Annotated in this window: 25 protein-coding genes; 12 read left to right on the top strand and 13 right to left on the bottom strand. The window is 55.5% G+C overall.

The window, feature by feature from the left end:
- Nucleotides 1–9 precede the first annotated feature (9 nt).
- The 6 genes from MWU61_RS05935 to MWU61_RS05910 are packed head-to-tail and all read left to right on the top strand — an operon-like array spanning nt 10 to nt 6193.
- Nucleotides 10–858, top strand: coding sequence for a TRAP transporter small permease subunit (locus tag MWU61_RS05935; RefSeq protein ID WP_247127367.1), 849 nt, complete (start codon nt 10–12; stop codon nt 856–858).
- A complete protein-coding gene (locus MWU61_RS05930; protein WP_247127366.1) occupies nt 858–2486 on the top strand; it encodes a TRAP transporter large permease subunit in 1629 nt (542 codons plus the stop codon). Before MWU61_RS05935 ends, MWU61_RS05930 begins: the two co-directional genes overlap by 1 nt.
- On the top strand, nt 2483–3433 hold the full coding sequence (locus MWU61_RS05925) for a phytanoyl-CoA dioxygenase family protein (protein ID WP_247127365.1): 951 nt from the start codon (nt 2483–2485) through the stop codon (nt 3431–3433). The genes MWU61_RS05930 and MWU61_RS05925 overlap by 4 nt, the downstream gene beginning before the upstream one ends.
- Nucleotides 3426–4442: a Gfo/Idh/MocA family oxidoreductase gene (locus tag MWU61_RS19855; protein WP_247127364.1), complete on the top strand. Its 1017-nt coding sequence runs from the start codon at nt 3426–3428 to the stop codon at nt 4440–4442. The genes MWU61_RS05925 and MWU61_RS19855 overlap by 8 nt, the downstream gene beginning before the upstream one ends.
- Nucleotides 4439–5329 carry an NAD(P)-dependent oxidoreductase gene (locus MWU61_RS05915; protein WP_247127363.1) on the top strand — a complete coding sequence of 297 codons (891 nt, stop codon included), beginning with the start codon at nt 4439–4441 and terminating at the stop codon, nt 5327–5329. The genes MWU61_RS19855 and MWU61_RS05915 overlap by 4 nt, the downstream gene beginning before the upstream one ends.
- Complete coding sequence (locus tag MWU61_RS05910; RefSeq protein WP_247127362.1) at nt 5330–6193, top strand: DMT family transporter; 864 nt, start codon at nt 5330–5332, stop codon at nt 6191–6193. It abuts the gene before it with no gap.
- 48 nt (nt 6194–6241) lie between these two features.
- Here the strand turns inward: MWU61_RS05910 and MWU61_RS05905 are convergent, their stop codons facing one another.
- The 7 genes from MWU61_RS05905 to MWU61_RS05875 form a co-directional block, all read right to left on the bottom strand.
- On the bottom strand, nt 6242–8434 hold the full coding sequence (locus MWU61_RS05905) for a 3-hydroxyacyl-CoA dehydrogenase NAD-binding domain-containing protein (RefSeq protein ID WP_247127361.1): 2193 nt from the start codon (nt 8432–8434) through the stop codon (nt 6242–6244).
- Nucleotides 8435–8446: 12 nt separating this feature from the next.
- Nucleotides 8447–9658, bottom strand: coding sequence for an acetyl-CoA C-acetyltransferase (locus MWU61_RS05900; protein ID WP_247127360.1), 1212 nt, complete (start codon nt 9656–9658; stop codon nt 8447–8449).
- Between the two features lie 16 nt (nt 9659–9674).
- On the bottom strand, nt 9675–10310 hold the full coding sequence (locus MWU61_RS05895; protein WP_247127359.1) for a glutathione S-transferase family protein: 636 nt from the start codon (nt 10308–10310) through the stop codon (nt 9675–9677).
- Nucleotides 10311–10500: 190 nt separating this feature from the next.
- The gene (locus tag MWU61_RS05890; RefSeq protein ID WP_247127358.1) at nt 10501–10713 is read right to left on the bottom strand and encodes a hypothetical protein; all 213 of its coding nucleotides are present in this window, start codon (nt 10711–10713) and stop codon (nt 10501–10503) included.
- A 53-nt stretch (nt 10714–10766) separates the two neighbouring features.
- Entirely contained in the window at nt 10767–12545 is a 1779-nt protein-coding gene (locus tag MWU61_RS05885) for an acyl-CoA dehydrogenase C-terminal domain-containing protein (protein ID WP_247127357.1), read from the bottom strand.
- A 26-nt stretch (nt 12546–12571) separates the two neighbouring features.
- Nucleotides 12572–12973 (bottom strand): MerR family DNA-binding transcriptional regulator, encoded by a 402-nt coding sequence (locus tag MWU61_RS05880; protein ID WP_247127356.1) that lies wholly within the window; start codon nt 12971–12973, stop codon nt 12572–12574.
- 379 nt (nt 12974–13352) lie between these two features.
- Nucleotides 13353–13721, bottom strand: coding sequence for a MerR family DNA-binding transcriptional regulator (locus tag MWU61_RS05875; protein WP_247127737.1), 369 nt, complete (start codon nt 13719–13721; stop codon nt 13353–13355).
- Between the two features lie 144 nt (nt 13722–13865).
- Between MWU61_RS05875 and MWU61_RS05870 the strand changes: the two genes are divergently transcribed.
- Genes MWU61_RS05870 through MWU61_RS05860 form a run of 3 tightly spaced genes read left to right on the top strand, consistent with a single transcriptional unit; the run spans nt 13866 to nt 16107 of the window.
- Complete coding sequence (locus MWU61_RS05870; protein WP_247127355.1) at nt 13866–14306, top strand: PaaI family thioesterase; 441 nt, start codon at nt 13866–13868, stop codon at nt 14304–14306.
- Complete coding sequence (locus tag MWU61_RS05865) at nt 14303–14794, top strand: PaaI family thioesterase (protein ID WP_247127354.1); 492 nt, start codon at nt 14303–14305, stop codon at nt 14792–14794. The genes MWU61_RS05870 and MWU61_RS05865 overlap by 4 nt, the downstream gene beginning before the upstream one ends.
- Nucleotides 14794–16107, top strand: a complete 1314-nt coding sequence (locus MWU61_RS05860; RefSeq protein ID WP_247127353.1) for an MATE family efflux transporter — start codon at nt 14794–14796, stop codon at nt 16105–16107. Before MWU61_RS05865 ends, MWU61_RS05860 begins: the two co-directional genes overlap by 1 nt.
- Here MWU61_RS05860 and MWU61_RS05855 read toward each other — a convergent pair.
- A complete protein-coding gene (locus MWU61_RS05855) occupies nt 16104–17108 on the bottom strand; it encodes a zinc ABC transporter substrate-binding protein (protein WP_247127352.1) in 1005 nt (334 codons plus the stop codon). The genes MWU61_RS05860 and MWU61_RS05855 overlap by 4 nt on opposite strands.
- A 64-nt stretch (nt 17109–17172) precedes the next feature.
- On the opposite strand from MWU61_RS05855, the gene MWU61_RS05850 reads away from it, so the two are divergent.
- From MWU61_RS05850 to MWU61_RS05840, 3 genes are read left to right on the top strand one after another with little or no spacing between them, the layout of a single operon-like run.
- The gene (locus MWU61_RS05850) at nt 17173–17652 is read left to right on the top strand and encodes a transcriptional repressor (RefSeq protein WP_247127351.1); all 480 of its coding nucleotides are present in this window, start codon (nt 17173–17175) and stop codon (nt 17650–17652) included.
- Nucleotides 17649–18398 carry a metal ABC transporter ATP-binding protein gene (locus MWU61_RS05845; RefSeq protein WP_247127350.1) on the top strand — a complete coding sequence of 250 codons (750 nt, stop codon included), beginning with the start codon at nt 17649–17651 and terminating at the stop codon, nt 18396–18398. Before MWU61_RS05850 ends, MWU61_RS05845 begins: the two co-directional genes overlap by 4 nt.
- Entirely contained in the window at nt 18398–19186 is a 789-nt protein-coding gene (locus tag MWU61_RS05840; RefSeq protein ID WP_247127349.1) for a metal ABC transporter permease, read from the top strand. The genes MWU61_RS05845 and MWU61_RS05840 overlap by 1 nt, the downstream gene beginning before the upstream one ends.
- Nucleotides 19187–19196: 10 nt before the next feature.
- Here MWU61_RS05840 and dtd read toward each other — a convergent pair whose 3' ends face one another.
- From dtd to MWU61_RS05815, 5 genes are all read right to left on the bottom strand, one after another.
- A complete protein-coding gene (gene dtd, locus MWU61_RS05835) occupies nt 19197–19634 on the bottom strand; it encodes a D-aminoacyl-tRNA deacylase (protein ID WP_247127348.1) in 438 nt (145 codons plus the stop codon).
- Complete coding sequence (locus MWU61_RS05830; protein ID WP_247127347.1) at nt 19631–20548, bottom strand: carbohydrate kinase; 918 nt, start codon at nt 20546–20548, stop codon at nt 19631–19633. Before MWU61_RS05830 ends, dtd begins: the two co-directional genes overlap by 4 nt.
- 10 nt (nt 20549–20558) lie before the next feature.
- The gene (locus MWU61_RS05825; protein ID WP_247127346.1) at nt 20559–21677 is read right to left on the bottom strand and encodes a TFIIB-type zinc finger domain-containing protein; all 1119 of its coding nucleotides are present in this window, start codon (nt 21675–21677) and stop codon (nt 20559–20561) included.
- Nucleotides 21678–21765: 88 nt separating this feature from the next.
- A complete protein-coding gene (locus tag MWU61_RS05820) occupies nt 21766–22320 on the bottom strand; it encodes a cytochrome b/b6 domain-containing protein (RefSeq protein ID WP_247127345.1) in 555 nt (184 codons plus the stop codon).
- Nucleotides 22321–22355: 35 nt separating this feature from the next.
- Entirely contained in the window at nt 22356–22781 is a 426-nt protein-coding gene (locus tag MWU61_RS05815; RefSeq protein ID WP_247127344.1) for a hypothetical protein, read from the bottom strand.
- Nucleotides 22782–22784: the final 3 nt, after the last annotated feature.

The raw sequence follows: 22784 nt of genomic DNA, 5'->3' as shown, positions 1-22784 counted from the left end.
GGGACAGTCATGGACGAAGCAGAAACAGGAGGCCTATTGGAATGGATTATTCCATTGGCGTTTATCATCTGCATGGGATGGGTGATTTGGCACATGCCGTCGTTCATTCTCGACTTTCTGCCGCCCGCGAACGAAAGCCTGTATGGCCAGATCGAAGCATTGCAATTGCGCAAAGACGTCACGCCTAATCTCGGGGCCGTGGTCGGCGGGCACATTGATATCATCGACCTGACAGCGCTGGTCCTTATTCCAATCCTGTTCGTCTTGGGGATGCGGACCATCAAAGTCGCGACGATGGAATTCCAAGACTGGCGCGCCATCGACCGCGTGGCGATTTTCATCGGTCGCGTCACTATGATGCTGGTTTTGCTGATGACGATGGTGATGATGTACGAGGTGTTCCTGCGCTACGCGATTGAGAAACCAACACTTTGGGCAAATGAGCTAACATTGTGGATCGCGGGTTTTGTGTTTTTGTGTTCAGGCTTTTACGCCATGCAGCAACGCAGCCACATCCGTATTTTCATCCTTTACGAGGTGATGCCGCGCTGGGCGCAAAAAGCGTGCGATACGGCGTCGGTCTTCTTCATCTGCGTTTTCGCCTTCTTCCTCGTCTTTGGCAGCTACAAGCAGGTGTTTCTGACCAAATTTTACCGGTGGGAAATGTTCGGCACCGCCTTTGATCCGCCGATCCCCGCGACGATCCAGCCGATGATCCTGATCATCATCACGCTGGTAGCGATCCAGTCTGTGATCAACTTGATCGCCGATTGGAACACCGAACCCGTGATCGCGAGTGCGACGGACATGGATGACGAAGAACTTGAAGCGATCAAACGCAGCGTAGGGGCGAAATAATGGACGTCGGAACAATCTCGATTGTGCTGGTTCTGGGCCTGTTGGTCCTGCTAGCGATTGGTATGCCGCTTGGCTTTGCGTCTGCTGTTTTGGCGGTCGCGGTGCTGGTGATGAAATTTGAACCGGCATTGCTGACAAACCCGTTTTCATGGGGTGATGGCATGCTGACGGGGCGACCGGGGACGGGGCCGCTATACCTGCTCACCCAGAAAATATTCGACCTTATGACCGAATACGTCCTGATATCCGTGCCCTTGTTCATCTTTATGGCTGCGCTTCTGGAACGGTCCGGCATCGCCAAGGAAATGTACACATCGCTTGATTACTGGCTGTCCCGCGTGCGCGGTGGCATCGCGATTGTCACGTCTTTGATGGCTGTGATTATGGCGGCCATGTCGGGCATTATTGGCGGTGAAGTCGTTCTGTTGGGCCTGATCGCACTGCCACAGATGTTACGGCTTGGCTACGATCAGAACCTCGCCATCGGGACGATCTGTGCGTCAGGGTCGCTTGGCACAATGATCCCGCCGTCCATCGTTTTGATCATTTACGGCCTGATCACTGAAACGTCGATTAAGGCGCTTTTCACTGGCGCGTTCCTGCCCGGTTTCATGTTGGCCAGTTTCTTTATCATCTACATTCTGGTCCGGACGAACCTGAACCCGTCGCTGGCCCCGTTGCCAGAACCGCAACCCGGTGAGCCGACAGGACGTCAAAAACTAGGTCTGTTCGGTGCGTTCTTGTCGGTGCTGATGGCCGGCTTCACGACGCTGTTGCTGCTGCGGGCCTTGTTCTTTACCGTAACAGGTCAGAACACAAACATGGGCGAAAACGTTGATCCGATTGCGTGGGGGATGACATATCATATCCCCTATATTATCGGCTATTTGGTCGCGGCACTGGTGCTGGCTTTCTTCGTGTTCGGGATGGAACGGGTCAAAGTCGGTTGGGAACATGGCAAGGGACTTGTCCCGCCCTTCACTGTCATCGGCATCGTTTTAGGGTCCATCTACGGCGGTATTTCCGGCATCACAGAGGCGGCAGGCATGGGCGCCTTGGCCGTCTTTGTGATCGCGTTGATCCGTGGTGAAGCATCGAAATCACTGGTGTGGGATGCACTGATGCGGACGTTGCGCTCCACGGGCACGATCATTTGGGTGACTATCGGGGCGGCCGCCTTGGCTGGGGCCTACACGCTTGCAGGCGGTCCATCCTACATCGCGGATCTGATCGTTGGCGCGGACATGCCGACCATGGCCGTATTGCTGACGATGATGCTAATCTTGCTCTTTATGGGTGCGTTTATGGATTGGGTCGGGATCGTATTGCTGATTATTCCAGTGTTCTTGCCCATCGTAAAACGTCTACCGATCGAAGAAATCGGCTTTATCGGTCAACTTGAGCCATCTCAAATCTCGATCTGGTTCGGTGTTTTGTTCTGTATGAACATGCAGGTCAGTTTCTTGTCGCCACCATTTGGACCAGCTGCGTTCTACCTGAAGTCGGTGGCACCGCCGCATATTTCGTTGACGGACATCTTCCGTGGGTTCTTGCCGTTTATCTGTGTGCAGTTGATCGCCATCACCGTGCTGCTCGTGTGGCCATCCATCGTGACGATATTGCTATGACCCTTACGGCAGATCAAATTGCGCAGTTCAAGAAGGACGGCTACTTGATCGTCAAAGACGTCGTGTCCCCCGATTTGCTGCGTGCAATTCGGGGAGAATACGATGGGGTCATGGACCGCTTGTACGACGATTGGTTCGCGCAGGGTTTGGTGACTGATCCAGCCGAAGGACTTGATTTCTGGGCGAAGCTTGATCGGGCGCGGGCGGCTGGAGTTGAATGGTTTCAACCGCTCGATATCTCGCTTCCTCATGCTGATATCACGGAAGACACGCCATTTCATTTTGGTCGTGCGGTGTTTGATCTGGTCACACATGATCCGATCCTTGATGTCGTCGAAACCGTTCTTGGCGGTGAGCTGACGTCAAATCCGATCCAACATGTCCGCATTAAGCCGCCGCAACGCGAAGTGCCTGAAGGCGAAACGCGTGCCCATATCGGCGTCACTGCATGGCATCAGGATCGCGGCGTCGGGCATCCGTTGGCTGATGAAACAGATATCATTACGGTGTGGATCGCAGTGACGGATGCGACAGTGAAAAACGGGTGCTTGCGCCTGATCCCCAATCCGCCTGACGATATGTTGCCGCATTGCCCGCAAATTCAAACTGCGATTCCTGACGCACACCTCGATCAGGATCGCGCAATTGATGCGGAAATGACGGCAGGCAGTATCCTGTTAATACACCCGCTGACCCCACATTGTTCGGGGCCAAACACGTCTGACGGTTACAGATGGTCGTTTGATATTCGATATAATGTAAGCGGGCAGAACACAGGACGTCAGCAGTTCCCCGATTTTGTTGCCAGATCGCGGGCGCAGCCGCAGACGGAATTGCGGAACTGGCGCACGTGGCTGGGTCAGTGGCAACAGGCGCGGACGACAGCGGCCACGTCACCGCATATCGACCAACATCGGTGGCAAGCGGATAGTCCATTCTGTGCCTGATATTCTTGTTATAGGTGCCGGACTGATCGGCGCGCGGCACGTGGCGGCTGTGCAGGATCATCCTGACTGCACGCTGGCAGGTGTTGTTGATCCGGTCCAGGTGGACGGGATCGCCGCACCTGTTTTTCGCGACATTGCCGATGTGAGTGTGCACGTCGATGGTGCGATCATCGCGACACCTACCGGATTGCATGCGTCCCACGGACTGCAATGTGCGCAGCGCGGTTGGCATATGTTGATCGAAAAGCCGGTTACGGCGACATTCGACGAAGCCCGCGATCTTGGGCAGGCCGTCCGTACGCACGGTGTACGGTGTCTTGTTGGCCACCACAGACGCTATCATCCATCTATTGACGTCCTGCGGGACGCAATCTTGTCTGGCAAGATCGGCGCGCCCGTGACCTCTACGTTGATATGGGCGATGCGTAAGCATGACAACTATTTTAACGCGGATTGGCGGCGTGCGGATGGCAGTCCGGTGATGATTAACCTGGTGCATGACATCGACTTGCTCAGGTTTATCTTTGGCGAGATCACCGACATTGCAGCCCTTGGATCAAATGCCCAACGCGGCAGCGACAAAGTCGAAAGCGGCGGCGCTGTTTTGCGGTTTGAAAGCGGGCTGTGTGCGGCAATCAGCTTTGCTGATACCGCGCCCAGCCCGTGGGGGTTTGAAGCCGGAACCGCAGAGAACCCCAACATTGGTACCACCGGTCAGGATATGTGGTGGATTACGGGCACGCAGGGTGGGATCGCGTTCCCATCTCTCACACTTTGGGGTGGTGCCTCTGATTGGTCACAGCCCGCGACAGCGCAAACCTTATCTGCTAACAAGACGGTACCATTGATCGCGCAACTGACGCATTTTTGCCAAGTGATTGCGGGCACTGCCGAACCGATAATTGATGTCGATGATGCTGCGCGGACGCTGAAGGTAACGCGTGACATTGAAACGCTCTTGGCGCAGCAAATACTGCAGCCCGAAGATACGAAGGAAAAGATAGCATGACGAAACCCACCATTGGATTTATCGGACTGGGGCTGATGGGATCGGCTATGGTCTCTCGCCTTCAGGACTTGGGTTATCAGGTGACCGTGACTGCGAACCGGTCTCGCCCGAACATTGATGCGGCTGTTGCACGCGGGGCGACCGAAGTGGACACCGCGCGCGACGTGGCCAGTGCCAGTGATATCGTCATGCTGTGCATGGATACATCCGCAAGTGTGGAAGCCCGCATGACCGGCGCAGATGGCGTGATTGCAGGACTTCAATCAGGCGCAGTCGTCATCGACTTCGGCACGTCACTGCCCGGAAGCACGCGCGCCTTGGCCGAAAAAGTCGCGGCTGCTAGCGGCACGATGCTGGACGGTCCATTGGGTCGGACGCCCCAGCAGGCCTACGACGGCAAATTGAATATCATGGCTTCCGGCGACAAAGCCGCTTTTGACAAGATCAAACCAGTTTTGGATGACTTGGGCGAAAACGTCTTTCATTTGGGGGCCGTTGGATCGGGTCACACAATCAAGCTGATGAACAATTTTTTCGGGATGACCGTTGCAAACGCGATGGGCGAAGTGTTCGCGATGTCGGACGTCGCAGGTGTGGACCGTCAGCAGGTGTTTGATGTCATTGCGGCGGGTCCGTTGAAATCGATGATGATGGACCTGGTCAAAGGCTACGCAATCGACGGCAATCCAGATATGTTGGCTTTCAGTATCGGTAATGCGGCCAAAGACCTTGGGTATTACGACCAAATGGCAAAAGATGCGGGCACAGAGTCCGCGCTTGTCGGTGGCCCGTTGAATGCGATGAAATCCGCGAAAGACGCAGGCCACGGCGATGAAATGGTGTCGCAAATGGTCGATTTCTATTCCAAAATGTTCGGCCAAAACTAGGTGAGAGATGCCACAACGCCCGATAGAATAGGCGTCGGCATCTTGATGATGCTCGTCGTCTATTTGTTGTTCACCATGGTGGACACAACGGCGAAGTGGTTGATTGGGCTAGGGTTTCCGGCGCTGCAGGTTGCCTTTCTTCGCTATGCGGGCCACTTTGCCATTAGCGCAGGGATTGCTGCGACCGGACAAACCCCGCTGCGCCACCCCAAGCTGCCGTTAATTGTTTTGCGGGCCTTGCTTTTGGTGGTCGCGACGATGCTGAATTTCATCGCGATCACCTATCTGCCGCTGACGATCATTTCGGCCATCGCGTTCTCAGTTCCCATCATCGTGTGTCTCTTGTCCGTTCAGGTTCTGGGCGAGCAGGTCGGACCTTGGCGGTGGGGCGCGATCCTACTTGGGTTCGTGGGCGTCATCATCGTGATCCAGCCTTTTGGCGTCGATTACCATTGGGCGGCGCTATTGTGCGTGGTGAACGCGTTCTTGCTGGCGGCCTATTCGCTGTTGACGCGGTATTTGACTCAAGATGTCGAAACCCAAACGCTACAGTTTTACGGCGGTTTGACCGGTACGATTGTGATTGCACCGATGGCTTATGCGGTCTGGGAACCTGCGAAGACGTGGCCGGATTTGGCGATGTGGGGCATGCTGGGCCTGTGCGCTTGGGCAGGGCATGAAATTCTGACACGTGCCCATAATATCGCACCTGCAAATGCGTTGATGCCGATCTCGTACAGCTATCTCATTTACATGATGGCGTCGGACATCCTGATCTTTGCGCTGTATCCCGATGCAATCGAGATTGTTGGCGCAAGCGTGATCGTTCTGGCGGGTCTTATCATCTGGAAAAGAGGCCGCTAAACGCAAAAAGGCCCGCACATTGGCGGGCCTTTCGATGATTTGGTAGGCTTAAGCAGCGTTCGCTTTGGTCCCGAACCGACCGTAGAACGACTGGGTTTTGTCAGCCATTTCACGTAGTAGGGCAGGTGTTTTGAAACGCTCGCCGTATGTTTCCGCTAGTTGATCACAGCGTTCTGCCGCGTAAGGCGTCCCGATGATATCAAGCCAGCTGAACGGGCCGCCGGACCAAGGCGCAAAGCCCCAACCCAAGATCGCGCCAACATCGCCTTCGCGGATGTCTTCCAGCACGTTTTCTTCCAGCGCACGCACGGCTTCCAATGTCTGCGCAAAGAGCAGACGGTGCTGCACGTCGATCAGATCAGGCTGTTCGTCGGCTGCTGGGTACTTGGCGGAAAGCCCTTCCCACAGACCTTGGCGTTTGCCTTTGGCGTCGTAAGCATAGAAACCGCTGTTAGATTTGCGGCCAAGACGGCCTTCGTCGAACATCCAGAACAACACTTCATCCTGCGCGTCGTCGTAGGCATCGCCCATCGCGGCTTTTGTCGCTTTCGCAATCTTCACGCCGAGGTCGATGGACGTTTCGTCGGTCAACTGAAGCGGACCAAGCGGCATACCAACCAGTTTCGCAGCGTTTTCGATCAGGGCAGGTTCAACACCTTCCTTCACCATCCGGATACCTTCGTTGATGTATGGAATGATGCAGCGGTTCGCATAGAAGAACCGTTCGTCATTCACAACGATAGGTGTTTTGCGGATTTGACGTACGAAATCGAGTGCCTTGGCCACGGCTACATCACCGGTCTGCGCACCTTTGATGATCTCGACGAGCATCATCTTGTCCACAGGGCTGAAGAAGTGGATACCGATGAACTTTTCAGCATCGTTTGATGCCTTCGCAAGTTCAGTGATCGGCAGCGTTGATGTGTTCGTAGCGAAGATGCAGTCAGGACCAGTCACGGCTTGTACCTTGGCTGTCACGTCGGCCTTGACGCCCACGTCTTCGAACACGGCTTCTACGATCAGATCACAACTTTTCAGCGCGCCGTAGTCAGTCGTCGCGTTGATCAGGCCAAGGATTGCTTCTTTCTTTTCAGGTGTCGCCTTTTTGCGGGCGATGCCTTTGTCCATGTAGGCAGCGGTGTAGTCTTTACCCTTGTCCGCAGCTTCCTGTTTCGCGTCGATCAGCACGACCTTGATCCCCGCCAAAGCAGAGACAAGCGCGATGCCCGCACCCATCATGCCAGCGCCGATGATGCCAACTTGGGACACCTTCTGGTCTGCCACGTCAGGACGGTTCGCCCCCTTTTCTAACGCTTCTTTGTTGATGAACAGTGACCGGATCATCGCCTCGGAGGATGGATTCAGCAGGACAGAGGTAAACCAGCGGGCCTCGATCTTAATGGCCGTATCAAAAGGTACCATCGCGCCTTCGTAGACGGCGGAAAGCAACGCTTTCGCAGCAGGATAGACACCTTGCGTCTTGCCGTTCACCATCGCGGATGCACCGACGAATGTCATGAAACCAGCAGGGTGATACGGCGCGCCGCCGGGCATTTTGTAGCCCTTTTCATCCCATGGTTTTACGATCTTAGGTTCTGACAAAACCCATTCTTTGGCCTTGGCCACAACTTCGTCAGCGTCCACAACTTCATCGATCACACCAGCGGCCTTGGCCTTTTGCGGATTGTTCAATTTGCCCTCAAGCAACAACGGCGATGCCGCCATCGCACCAAGTTTGCGCACCAAACGGGTCGTACCGCCCATACCGGGGAAAATGCCGACCATGATTTCTGGTAGACCGATCTTGGCTTTGGGGTTGTCCGCAGCAAAAATCCGGTGACACGCCAGCGGAATCTCCAAACCGATGCCCAAGGCGGTGCCGGGCAGGGCGGCAGCAATCGGTTTGCCGCCTTTGTTGGTCTTTGGGTCCATGCCCGCACGTTCGATCTTGCGCAGGATGCCATGGGATTTCATCAAGCCGTCCATCAGGCCTTTGGCAGGGTTGTCGCCCGCGCTGGCCTTCATCTTGGCAATAATATTCAGGTCCATGCCCCCGGCAAACGTATCCTTGCCAGATGTGATAACGATGCCTTTCACAGCATCATCTGCCAACGCCATATCAATGCAGGATTCCAGATCTTCCCACCCTTGCAGGCTGAGGACGTTCATGGATTTGCCAGCGACATCCCAAGTGATGGTTGCAACACCGTCGGCATCGATTTTCATAGTAAAATCAGTCATATCGGTGGCTCCTTACACGCGTTCGATGATTGTTGCGACACCCATGCCGGATGCGATGCAGAGGGTGGCAAGGCCAGTGCCTTTGCCAGTCCGTTCCAGTTCGTCCAGCAATGTGCCGATGATAATCGCACCTGTGGCGCCCAGCGGGTGCCCCATGGCGATAGAGCCGCCATTGACGTTCACGAGGGACGGATCGACATCGAAACGCTGCATGAAACGAAGGACAACGGACGCGAACGCTTCGTTTACTTCGAACAGGTCGAGGTCGGAAATCGCCATGCCGCTGTCCTTGAGAATCTTCTCGGTCACAGGAACAGGGCCAGTCAGCATGATCGTTGGATCAAGGCCGATTTTAGCGGTGTGCTTGATGATCGCGCGGGGTTTGATACCCATCGCTTCGCCGTATTCCTTGGACCCGATCAACAGGCCAGCAGCGCCGTCCACGATACCGGAAGAGTTACCAGCGTGGTGGATGTGGTTGATCTTCTTAAGATGCGGGTACTTCATCAGCGCGACTTTATCGAAGCCAGGCATCTGTTCGCCCATCATCTGGAACGCAGGGTTCAGCTTGGCCAGTGCGTCCATATCAGTGCCCGGACGAATGTATTCGTCGTGGTCCAGAATGGTCAGACCGTTCTGGTCTTTCACAGGAACGATGGATTTGGCAAACCGGTTGTCCGCCCATGCAGCCGCAGCGCGGTTCTGGGATTCAACAGCCAGTTGGTCGGCCTGTTCGCGTGTAAACCCATATTCGGTGGCGATGATATCAGCCGAAATACCCTGTGGAACAAAGTACTGATCCATTGCGATAGACGGATCAACAGCGATGGCTGCACCGTCAGACCCCATCGCAACGCGGCTCATCATTTCGACGCCGCCTGCGATATAGGCCTGGCCGGATCCTCCGCGAATTTGGTTCGCAGCAAGGTTCACAGCTTCCATGCCAGAGGCACAGAAGCGGTTGATCGACAGACCGGGGATGGATTGATCCAGATCCGAAGCCAGCACTGCAGTACGGGCCAAGCAGCCGCCTTGTTCGGCAACCTGCGTGGCGTTGCCCCAAATCACGTCCTCCACGGCGTGACCTTCCAGACCATTGCGGTCTTTCAGTGCGTTCATCACGCCTGCAGACAGGCGGGCTGACGTCACTTCGTGCAGGCTGCCGTCCTTGCGGCCCTTGCCGCGCGGGGTGCGGACAGCATCATAGATATAGGCTTCGGTCATAGTTTCCTCCGGGTATTTAGGTGCGATCGGCAGGTGAGCCGGGCATCAAGTCGTATGGGTGTTTCCAACCGGGTTGGGCGGCGATTGCGTCCATCCAGCGGCCGATATTGGGGTAATCTTTACGGTCAAATGTGAACGGTTCTGGGTAAAACAAGTATCCGGCGACGGCGATGTCAGCGATTGTGATGTCGTCGGCAGCCAGCCATGCAGTACGGCCCAATTGCGTTTCGACAACCTTCAATGCGGACTTAAGGCGGGCAGCTTGAAAGGCGATCACATCAGCGTTGCGGCGGTCTTCTGGCATAAAATTCATCAAGAACCGCAGGTTACCAGCAACGCCGGATACCTTATGGTTGTCAAAGAACATCCAGCGCAGAACTTCGCGACGTTCCGCTGCCGATTTGCCGCCTAATTTGCCAGTCTTTGAAGAGACATAATCTTGGATCACGCCGGACTGGGGCAGGACCATATCACCATCTTCCAGCACTGGAACTTCGCCCATGACGTTTAAGTCGAGGAACGCGTCGGACCGGCCTTCACCGTTGAAGAAATCAACAAACTTCGGCGTCCAGTCGGCACCTGCGAGTTCGAGTGTCAGAGCCGCTTTGTAAGCATTTCCGCTTTCGCCGAAGCAGTGCAAGGTCATTGTCATGGTGTGGTCCCTTTCGAGGGTGCGTCCAGATCATAGGACAGAGATTTGAGTTGTTCTTGGACAGATGAAAGCAGAACGCTGCGTCCAATTAACGGCCCATGCTGATTAGTCGCCATTGTGCGAGTAGCCGAATGGGATGAAGCTGCACCGTTGCTGTTTCATCTGCCCAAAACAACTCGAAAATGCGACGTCACCGCTTGCGATGCTCCAATGTTGTCGTGAACTGCCGCAATCTGCTGCGCAGATTGTCGCCGTCCATCAACGCATCGAAGTTTTCGAACACAAAACTCAAAGCCTCCCCTTTTTCCAATCCCGCGTCATCCGCAAAGCGGGTCAACCTCCGATACCCGTCTTCTGTCATTCCGACAGGAAACCGACGTGTGAGGCGAAACCGTTTGGGCATGACACTCCTCCTTGGGGAAAGGCGGGCCGCAAAGCCCGCCTTCCATCGTGTCGTTAGAACTGTGCGGCGTCCAGTGCCATCACAGTGTCCGCGCCGGTGTTGATCCGCGCGAGGTGCATTGCCGTCGCAGGCAATTGACGTGCCATGTAGTATTTCCCGGTCGCGATTTTCGTGTTCAGGAAGTCTACATCGGTGTCGCCAGCATCCAGCGCTTCTTGCGCGGCTTTCGCCATGCGTGCCCACATCAGGCCAAGGCAAACGTGACCCATCAGGTGCATAAAGTCGTAAGACCCTGACAGCGCGTTGTTCGGGTTCTTCATGCCGTTCTGCATGAAATACATGCCCGCTGCCTGCATGTCCTTGGATGCCGCTTTCAGTGGCTCAAGGAAGTCAGCTTTCAGCGCTTCGTCGCCATCGTTTTCTTTGATGAAGTTCTTCACCATGTCAAAGAACGCCATCACGTGCTTGCCGCCGTCTTGCGCCAGTTTACGGCCAACAAGGTCAAGCGCTTGCACGCCGTTTGCACCTTCGTAGATCATCGCGATCCGTGCATCACGGGCGAATTGGGACATGCCCCATTCTTCGATGTAGCCGTGGCCGCCGTAAACCTGTTGCGCTGCTGTTGCGTATTCAAAACCTTTGTCGGTCAAGAAGCCTTTCAGCACTGGCGTCATCAATGAAATCAGGCCGTCCGCGTCTTTGTCGTCGTTCTTGTGCGCACGGTCGATCAGGCTTGCGCCCCACATCGTGAAGGCACGCGCCCCTTCGACAAAGCTTTTCTGGTCCATCAGGTTACGACGGATGTCAGGATGCACGATCAGCGGATCAGCAGCTTTTTCAGGGTATTCGACGCCAGTCACGGCACGCCCTTGCAGACGGTCGTTCGCGTAGAACACGGCGTTTTGGTACGCGATTTGAGCTTGTGCATACCCTTGCAGGCCCACACCGAGACGTGCTTCGTTCATCATTGTGAACATCGCGCGCATACCTTTGTGCTCTTCGCCCAAAAGGTAGCCGGTCGCTTCGTCGTAGTTCATCACGCAGGTGGAATTGCCGTGGATGCCCATCTTTTCTTCGATCTTACCGACGGACACGCCGTTGGGATCACCAAGGTTGCCTTCATCATCGACCATAATCTTTGGAACGATGAACAATGAAACACCTTTGATGCCTTCAGGGCCACCCGGAATTTTGGCCAAGACGAGGTGGACGATGTTGTTCGCCAGATCATGATCACCTGCAGAGATAAAGATCTTCTGACCGGAGATTTTAAACGAACCATCATCTTGTGGCACCGCTTTGGTGCGCATGAGGCCCAAGTCAGTCCCGCAATGCGGTTCTGTCAGGTTCATGGTGCCGGTCCATTCGCATGTGACCATCTTTGGCAGCCATTTTTGCTTTTGCGCGTCCGTGCCGTGGGCGTGGATCGCGGAATAGGCACCGTGTGTCAGGCCTTGGTACATGTTGAAGGCCATGTTGGCGGACACGAATGATTCTTGTGCGGCAGAATGCATCACATACGGCAGACCTTGGCCGCCATATTCCGGATCGCAATCCATTGCAGTCCAGCCGCCTTCTTTCATGACCTTAAAGGCCTCGTCGAAACCGGTTGGTGTCCGCACGATGCCATTTTCAAGCACGCATCCTTCGGTGTCGCCAACTGCGTTCAGCGGCAGCAATACGTCGGTTGCGACTTTTCCGGCTTCTTCAAGCACGGCGCTTGTGAATTCCGCATCAAGATCGTCGTAGCCCGGGACGTCTTGGGCGCTGACGTTCAACAGATTGTGCAACACAAACTGCATGTCTTTAGTAGGGCTATTGTAGATCGGCATGTGCGGGTCTCCTCCGGTATCAACTCTTAGGCAGCGGCGATCTTGCCGTTTGCCAAATCTTCAAGGCGCTGTGCGCCCCATTCCATTTGTGTCTTCAGCTCCTCGATGGCGACATTCAGTTCATCGCGCTGTGCGATCATGTCGGCGAGGTGCGTTTTGGCCAGTTCGTATGTTTTCGCGAGCTGCGCCTGTTGGCTGTCGCCCATGTGGTACATGTCCAGCAGCTGCCTGATTTCCTCTAGGCTGAACCCGAACCGCTTACCGCGGAGGATCAGTTTGAGGCGGGCTTGATCACGCTTTGTGAACATCCGGCGCTGGCCGTCACGCATAGGAAACAAAAGTTCTTTCTGTTCATAAAACCGCAAAGTGCGGGGGGTTACGTCGTATTTCGCGCACATGTCGCGAATGGTCATTGTTTCAGTTGTCATTGTGCAATCCTTGGGCTGCATGTTGTTCGTTGTGCAGCCGAGGTGCGCCGTCGACTCGAACCTTACAAGCTTTGTTGACGTTAACGTAAACGGAACGTGGCGTCATTTTGCGCCTGACGAAAGGTCAGCAAAAGTCACCCTAGGTCACGCGTAATTTAATAAGAGGGAAGGGAAAGTTGGTTTTCCCCTCAGACGGGAAAGCGGGTAAGGATTTCCAAACCGGATTCGTCTAATAATAAGGGCTTTGCGATGCCTGCGGTTTCACGAAGCGTCAAAAATTCAGGCAAAACGTGTGCAGGATTTGTATAGCATCCTGATATCCGCACGACGGGCCTGATCACGGGGCCCATGCGGGTCCGTGATCAAAATTGACCTGAGGTCATCCGACGTTTTTGGCTGTCAGATCGCGCAAACGCTTCAATTCGGTCATCGTGTCATCCAGCTGTTTGCGCTGTTCGTCCAGTTCAACCAACTGTTTGTCAGCCAGTTTGACCCACGTTTCCATCTGCGCTTGCGTACCTTCGTTTTCGTAGATTTGCAGCCACTGGCGAATGTCTTCCAACGCGAATCCGAAGCGGCGTCCACGCAATATCAAAGTCATGCGTGCAAGCTCTTTGCTGCCATAGAAACGAGAACGGCCCTCTTTTTCGGGGCTGAGTAGTTCGATGTACTCGTAGTAGCGCAGCGTCCGTGGGGTCACATCGAACTTGGCACACATTTCTTTAAAGGACAGGCGGGGCTCAGACATTTCGTTCTCCATGACGCTAGTATAGCGCGCACTAAATCCAAGGCAACGTGCCAATCGCCCTTCATTGAGGATGCCAAGAAACAGCTTTTCGTAAGCGTCCGAGAATGTCAGGTGTGGGGCAATACCAATTGCGAGGGTCACCAGATGACACCAGACGAGCAAGCAACGATGGTTGCATCGTTCATACAAAACATGCCCCACGCCAAAGCGCTCGCGATGCATGTGGAACATTCCGGCGATGGCGAAGCGGTGATTTCCATGCCCTACGACGAACGCCTTATTGGCGATCCTGAAACAGGCGTGATCCATGGTGGTGCGGTTTCTGCATTGATGGATACGTGTTGTGGCACAGCCGTTATGTGTCACCCGAATGCGGGTGTACCCACAGCCACGCTGGATCTACGTATCGATTATATGCGCTCTGCGACGCCCGGACAGGCAATCACCACGACCGCCACATGTTATCACGTGACCCGCAACGTGGCCTTTGTGCGCGCAGTTGCCACGGATGACGATAAAGATCGCCCAGTGGCGACGGCGACCGGTGCATTCACCGTCCCACAAGTGAAAAAGGTGGCGACATGAAGAAGCCAGAACCCGTACAGGTCGTCAAACAAAGGCGTGATGCGGCCCTTCAGAACCTTTTGGCCGACGTGCCCTACATTCAGTTTCTAGGTGTGCAATTCGATCGCCGCGGTGACGAATTGACTGCAGTGCTGCCGTTCAAAGACGATCATATCGGCAATCCCATGCTTCCCGCGATCCATGGCGGCGTGACAGCTGCGTTTCTTGAGATTACGGCAATCATCCAGCTGAGTTGGGAAATGATCTGGGACGATGTCGAAACCCCGACAACCGATGTGCCGACCCGCGTTTTGCTGCCAAAGACCATCGACTTTACCGTCGATTACCTACGCTCTGGCCTGCCGCGTGATGCTTATGCGCGTGCGCGGGTGAACCGGTCTGGCCGCCGTTACGCATCGGTGCACGTCGAAGGCTGGCAAGACAACCGGACCAAGCTATTCGCCCAAGCGACGGGTCACTTCCTGATGCCGGATAGGTCTAAACCCTGATGAAGATCGATAGCCTGACGCATCGCCGCGTTCTGCAAATCTCGCTCCCGATTGTGCTGTCGAATGCGACCGTGCCGATCTTGGGGGCTGTGGATACGGGTGTTGTCGGGCAGATGGGCGAAGCCGCGCCAATTGGGGCAGTTGGCATTGGCGCGATTATCTTAACCGCGTTCTATTGGATCTTTGGGTTTCTAAGGATGGGGACCGCAGGCCTTGCCGCCCAAGCGCATGGGGCAGGGGATCAACCCGAAGTCGCCGCTTTGCTATCGCGCGCCTTGTTAATTGGCGCGACGGCAGGGTTTGCGATGATTCTGCTGCAAATCCCGCTGTTTTATGGCGCGTTCAACCTGTCGCCCGCCAGTCCCGAAGTCGAAAGCCTTGCCCGTGAATATATGGCAATTCGGGTGTGGTCCGCCCCTGCGACTATTGCGCTTTACGGGATCACGGGCTGGTTGGTGGCATTGGAGCGCACCAAAGCAATCCTCGCGATCCAAGTGTTGATGAACGGGGCAAACATCATCCTCGATCTGGTATTCGTGCTGGGCTTTGATTGGGGCGTAGCTGGCGTTGGCTGGGCCACGTTTATCGCCGAATGGGCAGGACTTGCTTTGGGTCTATGGCTTTGCCGCGACGCTTTCAAAGGCACAGCATGGCGCAATACAGAACGCATTTTCGACCGCATCCGTCTGAAAAACATGGCGGTTGTAAACACGGATATCATGATCCGCTCCGTTCTATTGCAGGCGATCTTTGTCAGTTTCCTGTTTTGGGGCGCTGATTTTGGTGATGTGAACCTCGCCGCGAACCAAGTGCTTCTGCAGTTTCTGTATATCACGTCTTATGCGCAAGACGGATTTGCCTTCGCGGCGGAATCGCTTGTCGGTCAAGCTTTGGGGGCCAAAAAACGCGCTGCGTTGCGCCGCGCTGCCATTTTGACTTTTGGCTGGGGGGCTGCGACCGGACTACTTCTAGCGACCTGCTTTGCAATCTTCGGACCTGCGATCATCGACACCATGGCCAAAGCGCCAGAGGTCCAATCGGCGGGCCGTACTTTCCTGCCATATATGATTGCCGCCCCTTTGGTGGGGGTCGCGTCGTGGATGTTGGACGGTATTTTTATCGGGGCCACACGAACCAAAGACATGCGCAATATGATGATCATTTCGGCCTTGGTTTATTTCGCCTGTGTGTTTCCATTGATGGCCGCGTTTGGAAACCACGGGTTATGGCTTGGGCTATTGTTAAGTTTTGTGGTGCGGGGCATCACACTGGGCATGAAATACCCCGCACTGGAAGCGGCAGCTGACCCTTAGTTGGCGCAATCGCGCAGGGTAGCTGCGAGGTTAGTCATCATCGCGATGTAACCCACGCCTGCGCGGTCTGTGACATCAACCATCGCCGTTTGTGCCGGTGTGTTTTCAATCAGAACGGCGGCCCATTCCGCGTCACTGTTGGATTCGTGCAGCACGCAGGTCACGTCGCCCGCTTCGACCATCTCACGCAGCTCGCGCAGGTGGCCAGGGCCAGGATCGGCGTCTTCGGAGTTGGAGATAAAGCCCGCAGGGGTCAGACCGACACCGACTTCAAAATACTGGAAACTGTCGTGCGGCAAAATGATTTGTGTGCCGTCGATCTGTGTCGCAATGGCGGCCAGCTCTGCCGAGAGCGTTGTCAGGTCCGTTTGGAATGCAGCAAGGTTCGCGGTGTATTGTTCCGCGTTCTCCGCATCTTGAACGATCAAGGCTTGTGCCACCGCATCGGCCCAAACGGATACGACGGTAGGGTCGAGCCACGCATGCGGGTCAAATTCACCATGGTCGTGGCCCGCATGATCGCCATGGTCTTCGTGGTCATCATGATCGCCGTGTTCCGCGTGGTCGTCGTGGTCTTCGTGATCATCATGACCATCATGTTCCGCGTGATCGTCGTGCTCTGCATGATCATCATGGTCCATGGCCTCATCAAGATCGCGGAATGGCAGCAGGTTCCATCCTTCCGTTTCAAGCAGTGACAGGTGCGCGGCGTCACCTGCGAGGTTTTCAAGCGGATCAACCAGCCAAGGTGTCAGGGATGCGCCCACCCAAATCACGAGATCAGCTTGGGAAAGTGTACGAGCCTGTGATGGACGCAATGTAAAATCGTGGGGATCGTCACCCGGGGCTAGCAGGACGTCTGGCGTCCCAACGCCCTGCATCAATGTCGTCACGATGCTATGGGTTGGGCCAAAGTCGGTCATAACTTGTGGCGCGTCCGCCCAAGCCGCGGCAGGTAGGGCCGCCAGTAGTGACAAAAGTGGGAGAGAACGTAGGGACATGACTTGCCTCTTTGAGTGAATCAACATAAATTGTGGTATGTTATAACGTAACATGGATGGCAAGATGGAAACGACACCCGCCAAAGGATTCGCAAAGCACGACCATCGTGCCTGTGTGGCAACCGCGCTATCTGCGGCGGATGCTGCGTGTCTGGAGCGGAAGGTGCAGTTCACGCCGGTGCGGCGTCGGACGCTTGAAATCTTGCTCGAAGCACATGCAGCCCTTGGCGCATATGACGTCTTGGCGCGGCTTGATGCTGACGGTTTTGGGGCGAAGCCACCTGTGGCCTACCGCGCGTTGTCTTTCCTTGTGGATCAAGGGTTTGTGCACCGGATCGAACGTCTGAATGCTTTCGTGGCTTGCGCGCATCCTGATACGACCCACGATCCGGCATTCATGATTTGTCGCAGTTGCGGAACTGTTGCTGAAGCGCAGGCAGGCAATAGCGACTTGGGTCAAAGTGCGGCCTCTGCCGGGTTCCAGATCGAGCAAACTGTGATCGAAGCCGAAGGTCTGTGCCCAACTTGTCAGGACCCGTCATGACACTTTTGACGGCTGACAAGGTTGCAGTCCGCTACGGCGGTCAAACGGTTCTGGATCGTGTCACCATGGCATTGGTGCCCGGTGAAATCGTTACGATTGTGGGGCCAAACGGGTCCGGAAAATCAACGCTTTTGCGTGTATTGATTGGTGCGCTGAAGCCAAGCACGGGGACTGTCACGCGGTCCAAGGGCATCAAGGTCGGTTATGTGCCGCAGAAACTGCACATCGATCAGACAATGCCGCTGACGGTGCGCCGTTTCTTGGATTTGCCGAAAAAAGTCAGCGATGCGCAGGCCTGTGAAGCGCTTGAAACCGCTGGGCTGTCTGATCTCGGCAAACGGCAGATGTCGGATTTGTCTGGGGGGCAGTTCCAGCGGGTTCTGCTTGCGCGAGCGATCCTTGGACGCCCGGATATTCTGATGCTTGATGAGGCGACGCAGGGGTTGGATCAACCGGGCTCTGCGAGCTTCTACCGTCAGATCGAAGCGGTCCGCCAAGAATTGGGTTGCGCAGTCTTAATGGTGAGCCACGAATTACACGTCGTGATGAGCGCCTCTGACCGCGTGATTTGTCTGAACGGTCATGTGTGTTGCGAAGGAACGCCTGAAGTTGTCAGCGCGGCACCAGCATATCGCGAATTGTTCGGCACCGGGACGGGGGGCGCTTTGGCGCTGTACCGGCATGACCACGATCATCACCACCACCATGATCACGACCACGACCATACCCATGAGGCAGCCGAATAATGCTTGACGATTTTGTGGTACGCGGGGTCCTTGCGGCCCTTGGAACTGTTGTCGCGACAGGCGTTCTGGGCTGTTTCGTCGTGTGGCGGCGCATGGCCTATTTCGGGGATGCGATGGCACATGCGGCGGTTTTGGGCGTGGCATTGTCGCTGGCGTTTTCAATGTCGATCTATGTGGGCGTGATCATCACAGCGATCTGTATCGCTTTGATATTCTTGCAATTAACTGGCGCTGGGCAAACGGCTGACGCGGCGCTTGGGGTGCTGGCTCATAGCGCCTTGGCGCTGGGCCTTGTGATCGTGTCATTGTTGTCAGGTGCGAAGCTTAGCCTGTCGGCTTACCTTTTCGGGAACGTCCTGAGCGTCGGAACGACAGACCTTGCAATCATCTGGGGGGGGGCGTTCGTCGTGGTTGGCGTTTTGTGGTGGCAATGGTCGCATCTATTGACGGCCACGCTGAGCCCCGATTTGGCCTATGCGGCGGGTATCGACCCGCGCAGGCAGGAACTGCTGCTGACAATTCTGCTGGCGTTGGTCGTGGCCGTGGCCATTAAGGTCGTCGGCGCGTTGTTGATAACGGCTTTGCTGATTATTCCCGCCTCCGCGTCACGCCAATTGGCTCGCACGCCTGAGGGCATGGCCGTTGCGTCAATCATTGTTGGGACATTGGCTGCATTTGCAGGTACGCAAGCGTCCTTGATGTTCGACACGCCAACGGGGCCATCAATCGTGGTGGCGGCGGCCTGCGTTTTTGCCGCGACGACGATTTTGGGGCGCTTGCGGGCGTAATGGTCCGCGCCTAGACATCCAACCACAATGTAACAGGACCATCGTTGGTGAGGCTGACCTTCATATCAGCCCCGAATGATCCGGTTTGCGTCGTGATCCCCAAAGCCGCGACATCGTCGATGAATTGCTCGTATAGCGCGCGCCCCTCTTCAGGTCGTGCCGCAGTCGAAAAGCCGGGACGATTGCCGCGAGATGTGTCGCCTGCCAGTGTGAACTGGCTGACAATCAAAGCTGATCCGCCCGTGTCGGCAAGCGACATGTTCATTTTGCCAGCATCGTCGGTGAAGATCCGCAGCTTGCTGATCTTTGCGGCAAGTTTGGCTGACTGCGTTGCGGTATCACCCTGCATCGCACAAACGAGGATCAGCAGGCCGGGACCGATTTCACCGATGGTTTCGCCGTCAACAACAACACGTGCGTCAGTGACGCGTTGGATCAGGGCTCTCACAATTCAGAGGCCCACGGTGGATTCGCACCAGCGCGCGACACTGTGATCGCGGCAGTTTTGGCGCCAAGGGACAGCGCATCACGCACGGCATCGTCTGATAGGCGAGCGACGCCGGATTTCGTCAAAAGCCCTGCGTTGTGTAAGCTGGCCAGCAAACCTGCGTTGAATGTGTCGCCGGCCCCGACAGTGTCGACAACGGTTGCCTTGTTCGCAGCGACAAAGATTTCTTGGGTCGGCGTGTATCCGGTCACGCCTTTCGACCCTTCGGTAATGCACAACAATTTCAGATCATTGTCCGCGACCATTTTGCGGGCTTTATCGGCTGTGTCGCCTTCCGGATCGATCCAATCAAGGTCTTCGTCGGATAGTTTGATGATGTCCGCGAGGCCGATCATCTCTGCGATGCGGGCACGATACACGGCTTCGTCTTTTATGAACGTCGGGCGGATGTTCGGATCGATCATCGTGACCTTGCTGGATGCTTCGCGTTTCAGCAGGGCCGCGTAAGTTCCCGCACAAGGTTCAACAGCCAAAGAAATACCGCCAAGGAACAATGCGTCCGCCGATGTATCGGGCAAGCTATCCAACGGCAGCATGCGTCCGGCGGTGTTTTCGTCGTAGAAGGCGTAGCTTGCGTGTCCATCCACCAGTTTCACGAAGGCCAGTGTCGTCGGTTGGTCCGAACGATGGGCGAGGCTAGCATCGACGTTGGATGCGGCCAGCGCACCGGTCAGAACTTCGCCAAACAGATCTTTAGAAATGCCTGAGTAGAATTGCGTCGGAACGCCAAGACGACCCAAAGCGATGCTTGTGTTGAACACGGCGCCACCTGCATGTGGCGCGAACGCGGCTTCCCCTGCGGATGTTTCACGCGGTAGCATATCGATCAGGGCTTCGCCCGCACACAGGATCATCGCCTATCTCCTATTGACTGTTAGCGATAACAAATCCCACACCTGCCGCGATAATCAAGCCGATAATGACTGCAAATGTGATTTTCCAAGCAGAGTATGGCCTTTCGCCCTGCACACGGCCCGTCCGGCCGTTGACGACAAAGCGATAGGTCTTACCGTTGTATTTGTAGGCCGCGAGCCAGACCGGCAGCAGGATGTGTTTGAAGGTCACATCGCTGATTTGCGTTTGAACATTGCTGATTCGTTGTTCATCGCCACCAATGTCGTATTTGACGTCGCGCCGGATCATGCGGTCCATATAAGCGCGGGCTTCGGTGAAACCGTCAGTCAATTCGACTTGATATCCTTCAGCTCTGAAACCAGCCAGATATTCGGGTTTATATGGTTCAAGCGCGGATAGATCCCAAGGTTCCAGACCGTCGGTGTATTTCTTAGGCAAGCTATTTGACGCGAGAACAAGCACGTCGTCAAAGAAACGCGCAACACGGCCAGACGCAGCCCGCCAACGGGTTTTGCGAACCCGAACCTGTTTTCGTTTCCCATCTCGCACGACTGTTTTGGTCTCGTAGTAATGGGTGCCGCGCTGGCCAGTATAGCTGGATTTGGTATCAGCATCGAACGTCCAGTAAGGCACGTAAATACCGTTCATTTTCCGGCCCTTACGTGCGTATTCCGTCAGCCCGTTTGGCGCGAACCACAGCGATCCCAGCCAATCCGTCAGTTCTTTACGGGACGCCGGTTCGTCTAGCTCAAACGGTAAAAGGCCACGCGGTTTGATATGGCGGTGCGTACCGGTATCCGTGACGACAGGTGTTGCACAGAACGGACATTCTGCAGCGTGCGTATCGCTATCAAATTCGGTCTGCGCGCCGCAATTGGGGCAGGTGATGACCTTTGTTTCTTCGATGTCTTCTTCGGCCAGTGCGTTGGCCACAGCGTCTTTAAAATCAAGTTCCTTGATCCCGCTGGCGACGCCTGCCGCTGATTCTAATGGTTCGGTATTGCCGCAATGATCACAGATGAGACGGTGATCGCCGGGATCGAACCGCAGATCGGAGCCGCAATTATCACAAGGGAACCGGTGTTCTTGGAGCGGGCTGTTTAGGGTATCGAAATCAGTGTCGGTCATGTGAAGCGTGCTTCTGCTGGGGCGGCTAAATCGGTTGGTTTGATCATAGCCGGAAACGCGGGCCAGCGACCACCCAAAATGGACGGCGTCACAGGAACCGATGCAAGGCTTTGGGGGCCATGATCCGCAACGCATTGTCGCGCAATCGCAGGTGCCGCCACGTGTGAAATCCTGCGTGACCAATCGCAATGACTGCAAGGATGTAGAATTCGTAGATGTGAACCTGACCGATGAAATCGTTCCACTTTGGCAGGTTCAGTGGCACACCTATGGGAACGATATTGCCTGCCCACAACTGCGTTGCAGATGTAACGCCCAAGCCAAACCCAGTCAGTGCGACGCCAAATAGCCCCCAGATAAGTGTCTTGTGCAAAACTTGATGGGCGCGTTTGGCCCGCGGACCGAGCTTTGGGCCGGGGCGTCCGACAAGGCCGCGCTTCAGATATGTTGCTGTCCAAAACAGGGCGAAACTGACGAAGATCAGCCCAAGAAACGAATGCACGTGGAAGGCCCATCGCCCGATCCGGTTCACATCTTCCGGTGTCACCAACATAAACCAGACGAAAAGTGGAACGGTCACGCCATGCAGTACTTTGACGAGCGACCGCTTGTTTGGGCTGAATAGGGCGCGGCTGTTGTTCATGCTTCAGACACGTGACGTGCCCGAAAAAAGTTTCGTCAAATAGGTAGGGCTGGCTGCAAGGTGCATGGAAAATTCAGTGCGCCACCATCGCCGAACGTGCCTTCGCAATAGTTATTGCCAGCTTGGGTCTGGAACAGCGAAATGCAAATACCGCTCCAATCGCCCGCTTCTGCGACGCACATGGTGTTGCCATCGAAACCGGAAATTGTGCTTTCGATCCGCGTGTTAAAGGCTGGATTGATGTATGTGGCGGTGCCGTCCAATGCGAAAATCACGCCTTCGCCGCTTGGTGCAAGCGCGCTGAACGCGTTGGCTGTCGGAAACCGTGCCGTCAGGTCGGCCTGTGTTGCAATCACGTCGACGGGTGACAGTCCTTCGGGGCGATCTGTCGTTGCATCAGACGCCACGCAGCCGGCCAAAAGGGCGGTCATCGCACAAAAGGTCGGGATGCGTGGCGTCATTGA

Origin of the sequence: Loktanella sp. F6476L, assembly GCF_023015725.1 — a bacterium.
Classification (GTDB): Bacteria; Pseudomonadota; Alphaproteobacteria; order Rhodobacterales; family Rhodobacteraceae; genus Yoonia.
This window is presented reverse-complemented; position numbering and strand designations above follow the sequence as displayed.

What these genes read in the sequence shown, in the direction of transcription:
- MWU61_RS05935 (WP_247127367.1), top strand. Translation starts at nt 10, where the DNA reads ATGGACGAAGCAGAAACAGGAGGCCTATTGGAATGGATTATTCCATTG.
- MWU61_RS05815 (WP_247127344.1), bottom strand. Translation starts at nt 22,781, where the DNA reads ATGACGCCACGCATCCCGACCTTTTGTGCGATGACCGCCCTTTTGGCC.
- MWU61_RS05870 (WP_247127355.1), top strand. Translation starts at nt 13,866, where the DNA reads ATGACACCAGACGAGCAAGCAACGATGGTTGCATCGTTCATACAAAAC.
- MWU61_RS05840 (WP_247127349.1), top strand. Translation starts at nt 18,398, where the DNA reads ATGCTTGACGATTTTGTGGTACGCGGGGTCCTTGCGGCCCTTGGAACT.
- MWU61_RS05890 (WP_247127358.1), bottom strand. Translation starts at nt 10,713, where the DNA reads ATGCCCAAACGGTTTCGCCTCACACGTCGGTTTCCTGTCGGAATGACA.
- MWU61_RS05895 (WP_247127359.1), bottom strand. Translation starts at nt 10,310, where the DNA reads ATGACAATGACCTTGCACTGCTTCGGCGAAAGCGGAAATGCTTACAAA.
- MWU61_RS05880 (WP_247127356.1), bottom strand. Translation starts at nt 12,973, where the DNA reads ATGACAACTGAAACAATGACCATTCGCGACATGTGCGCGAAATACGAC.
- MWU61_RS05820 (WP_247127345.1), bottom strand. Translation starts at nt 22,320, where the DNA reads ATGAACAACAGCCGCGCCCTATTCAGCCCAAACAAGCGGTCGCTCGTC.
- MWU61_RS05845 (WP_247127350.1), top strand. Translation starts at nt 17,649, where the DNA reads ATGACACTTTTGACGGCTGACAAGGTTGCAGTCCGCTACGGCGGTCAA.
- MWU61_RS05905 (WP_247127361.1), bottom strand. Translation starts at nt 8,434, where the DNA reads ATGACTGATTTTACTATGAAAATCGATGCCGACGGTGTTGCAACCATC.
- MWU61_RS05885 (WP_247127357.1), bottom strand. Translation starts at nt 12,545, where the DNA reads ATGCCGATCTACAATAGCCCTACTAAAGACATGCAGTTTGTGTTGCAC.
- MWU61_RS05865 (WP_247127354.1), top strand. Translation starts at nt 14,303, where the DNA reads ATGAAGAAGCCAGAACCCGTACAGGTCGTCAAACAAAGGCGTGATGCG.
- MWU61_RS05915 (WP_247127363.1), top strand. Translation starts at nt 4,439, where the DNA reads ATGACGAAACCCACCATTGGATTTATCGGACTGGGGCTGATGGGATCG.
- MWU61_RS05900 (WP_247127360.1), bottom strand. Translation starts at nt 9,658, where the DNA reads ATGACCGAAGCCTATATCTATGATGCTGTCCGCACCCCGCGCGGCAAG.
- MWU61_RS05850 (WP_247127351.1), top strand. Translation starts at nt 17,173, where the DNA reads ATGGAAACGACACCCGCCAAAGGATTCGCAAAGCACGACCATCGTGCC.
- MWU61_RS05830 (WP_247127347.1), bottom strand. Translation starts at nt 20,548, where the DNA reads ATGATCCTGTGTGCGGGCGAAGCCCTGATCGATATGCTACCGCGTGAA.
- MWU61_RS05825 (WP_247127346.1), bottom strand. Translation starts at nt 21,677, where the DNA reads ATGACCGACACTGATTTCGATACCCTAAACAGCCCGCTCCAAGAACAC.
- MWU61_RS05925 (WP_247127365.1), top strand. Translation starts at nt 2,483, where the DNA reads ATGACCCTTACGGCAGATCAAATTGCGCAGTTCAAGAAGGACGGCTAC.
- MWU61_RS05855 (WP_247127352.1), bottom strand. Translation starts at nt 17,108, where the DNA reads ATGTCCCTACGTTCTCTCCCACTTTTGTCACTACTGGCGGCCCTACCT.
- MWU61_RS05930 (WP_247127366.1), top strand. Translation starts at nt 858, where the DNA reads ATGGACGTCGGAACAATCTCGATTGTGCTGGTTCTGGGCCTGTTGGTC.
- MWU61_RS05875 (WP_247127737.1), bottom strand. Translation starts at nt 13,721, where the DNA reads ATGTCTGAGCCCCGCCTGTCCTTTAAAGAAATGTGTGCCAAGTTCGAT.
- MWU61_RS05860 (WP_247127353.1), top strand. Translation starts at nt 14,794, where the DNA reads ATGAAGATCGATAGCCTGACGCATCGCCGCGTTCTGCAAATCTCGCTC.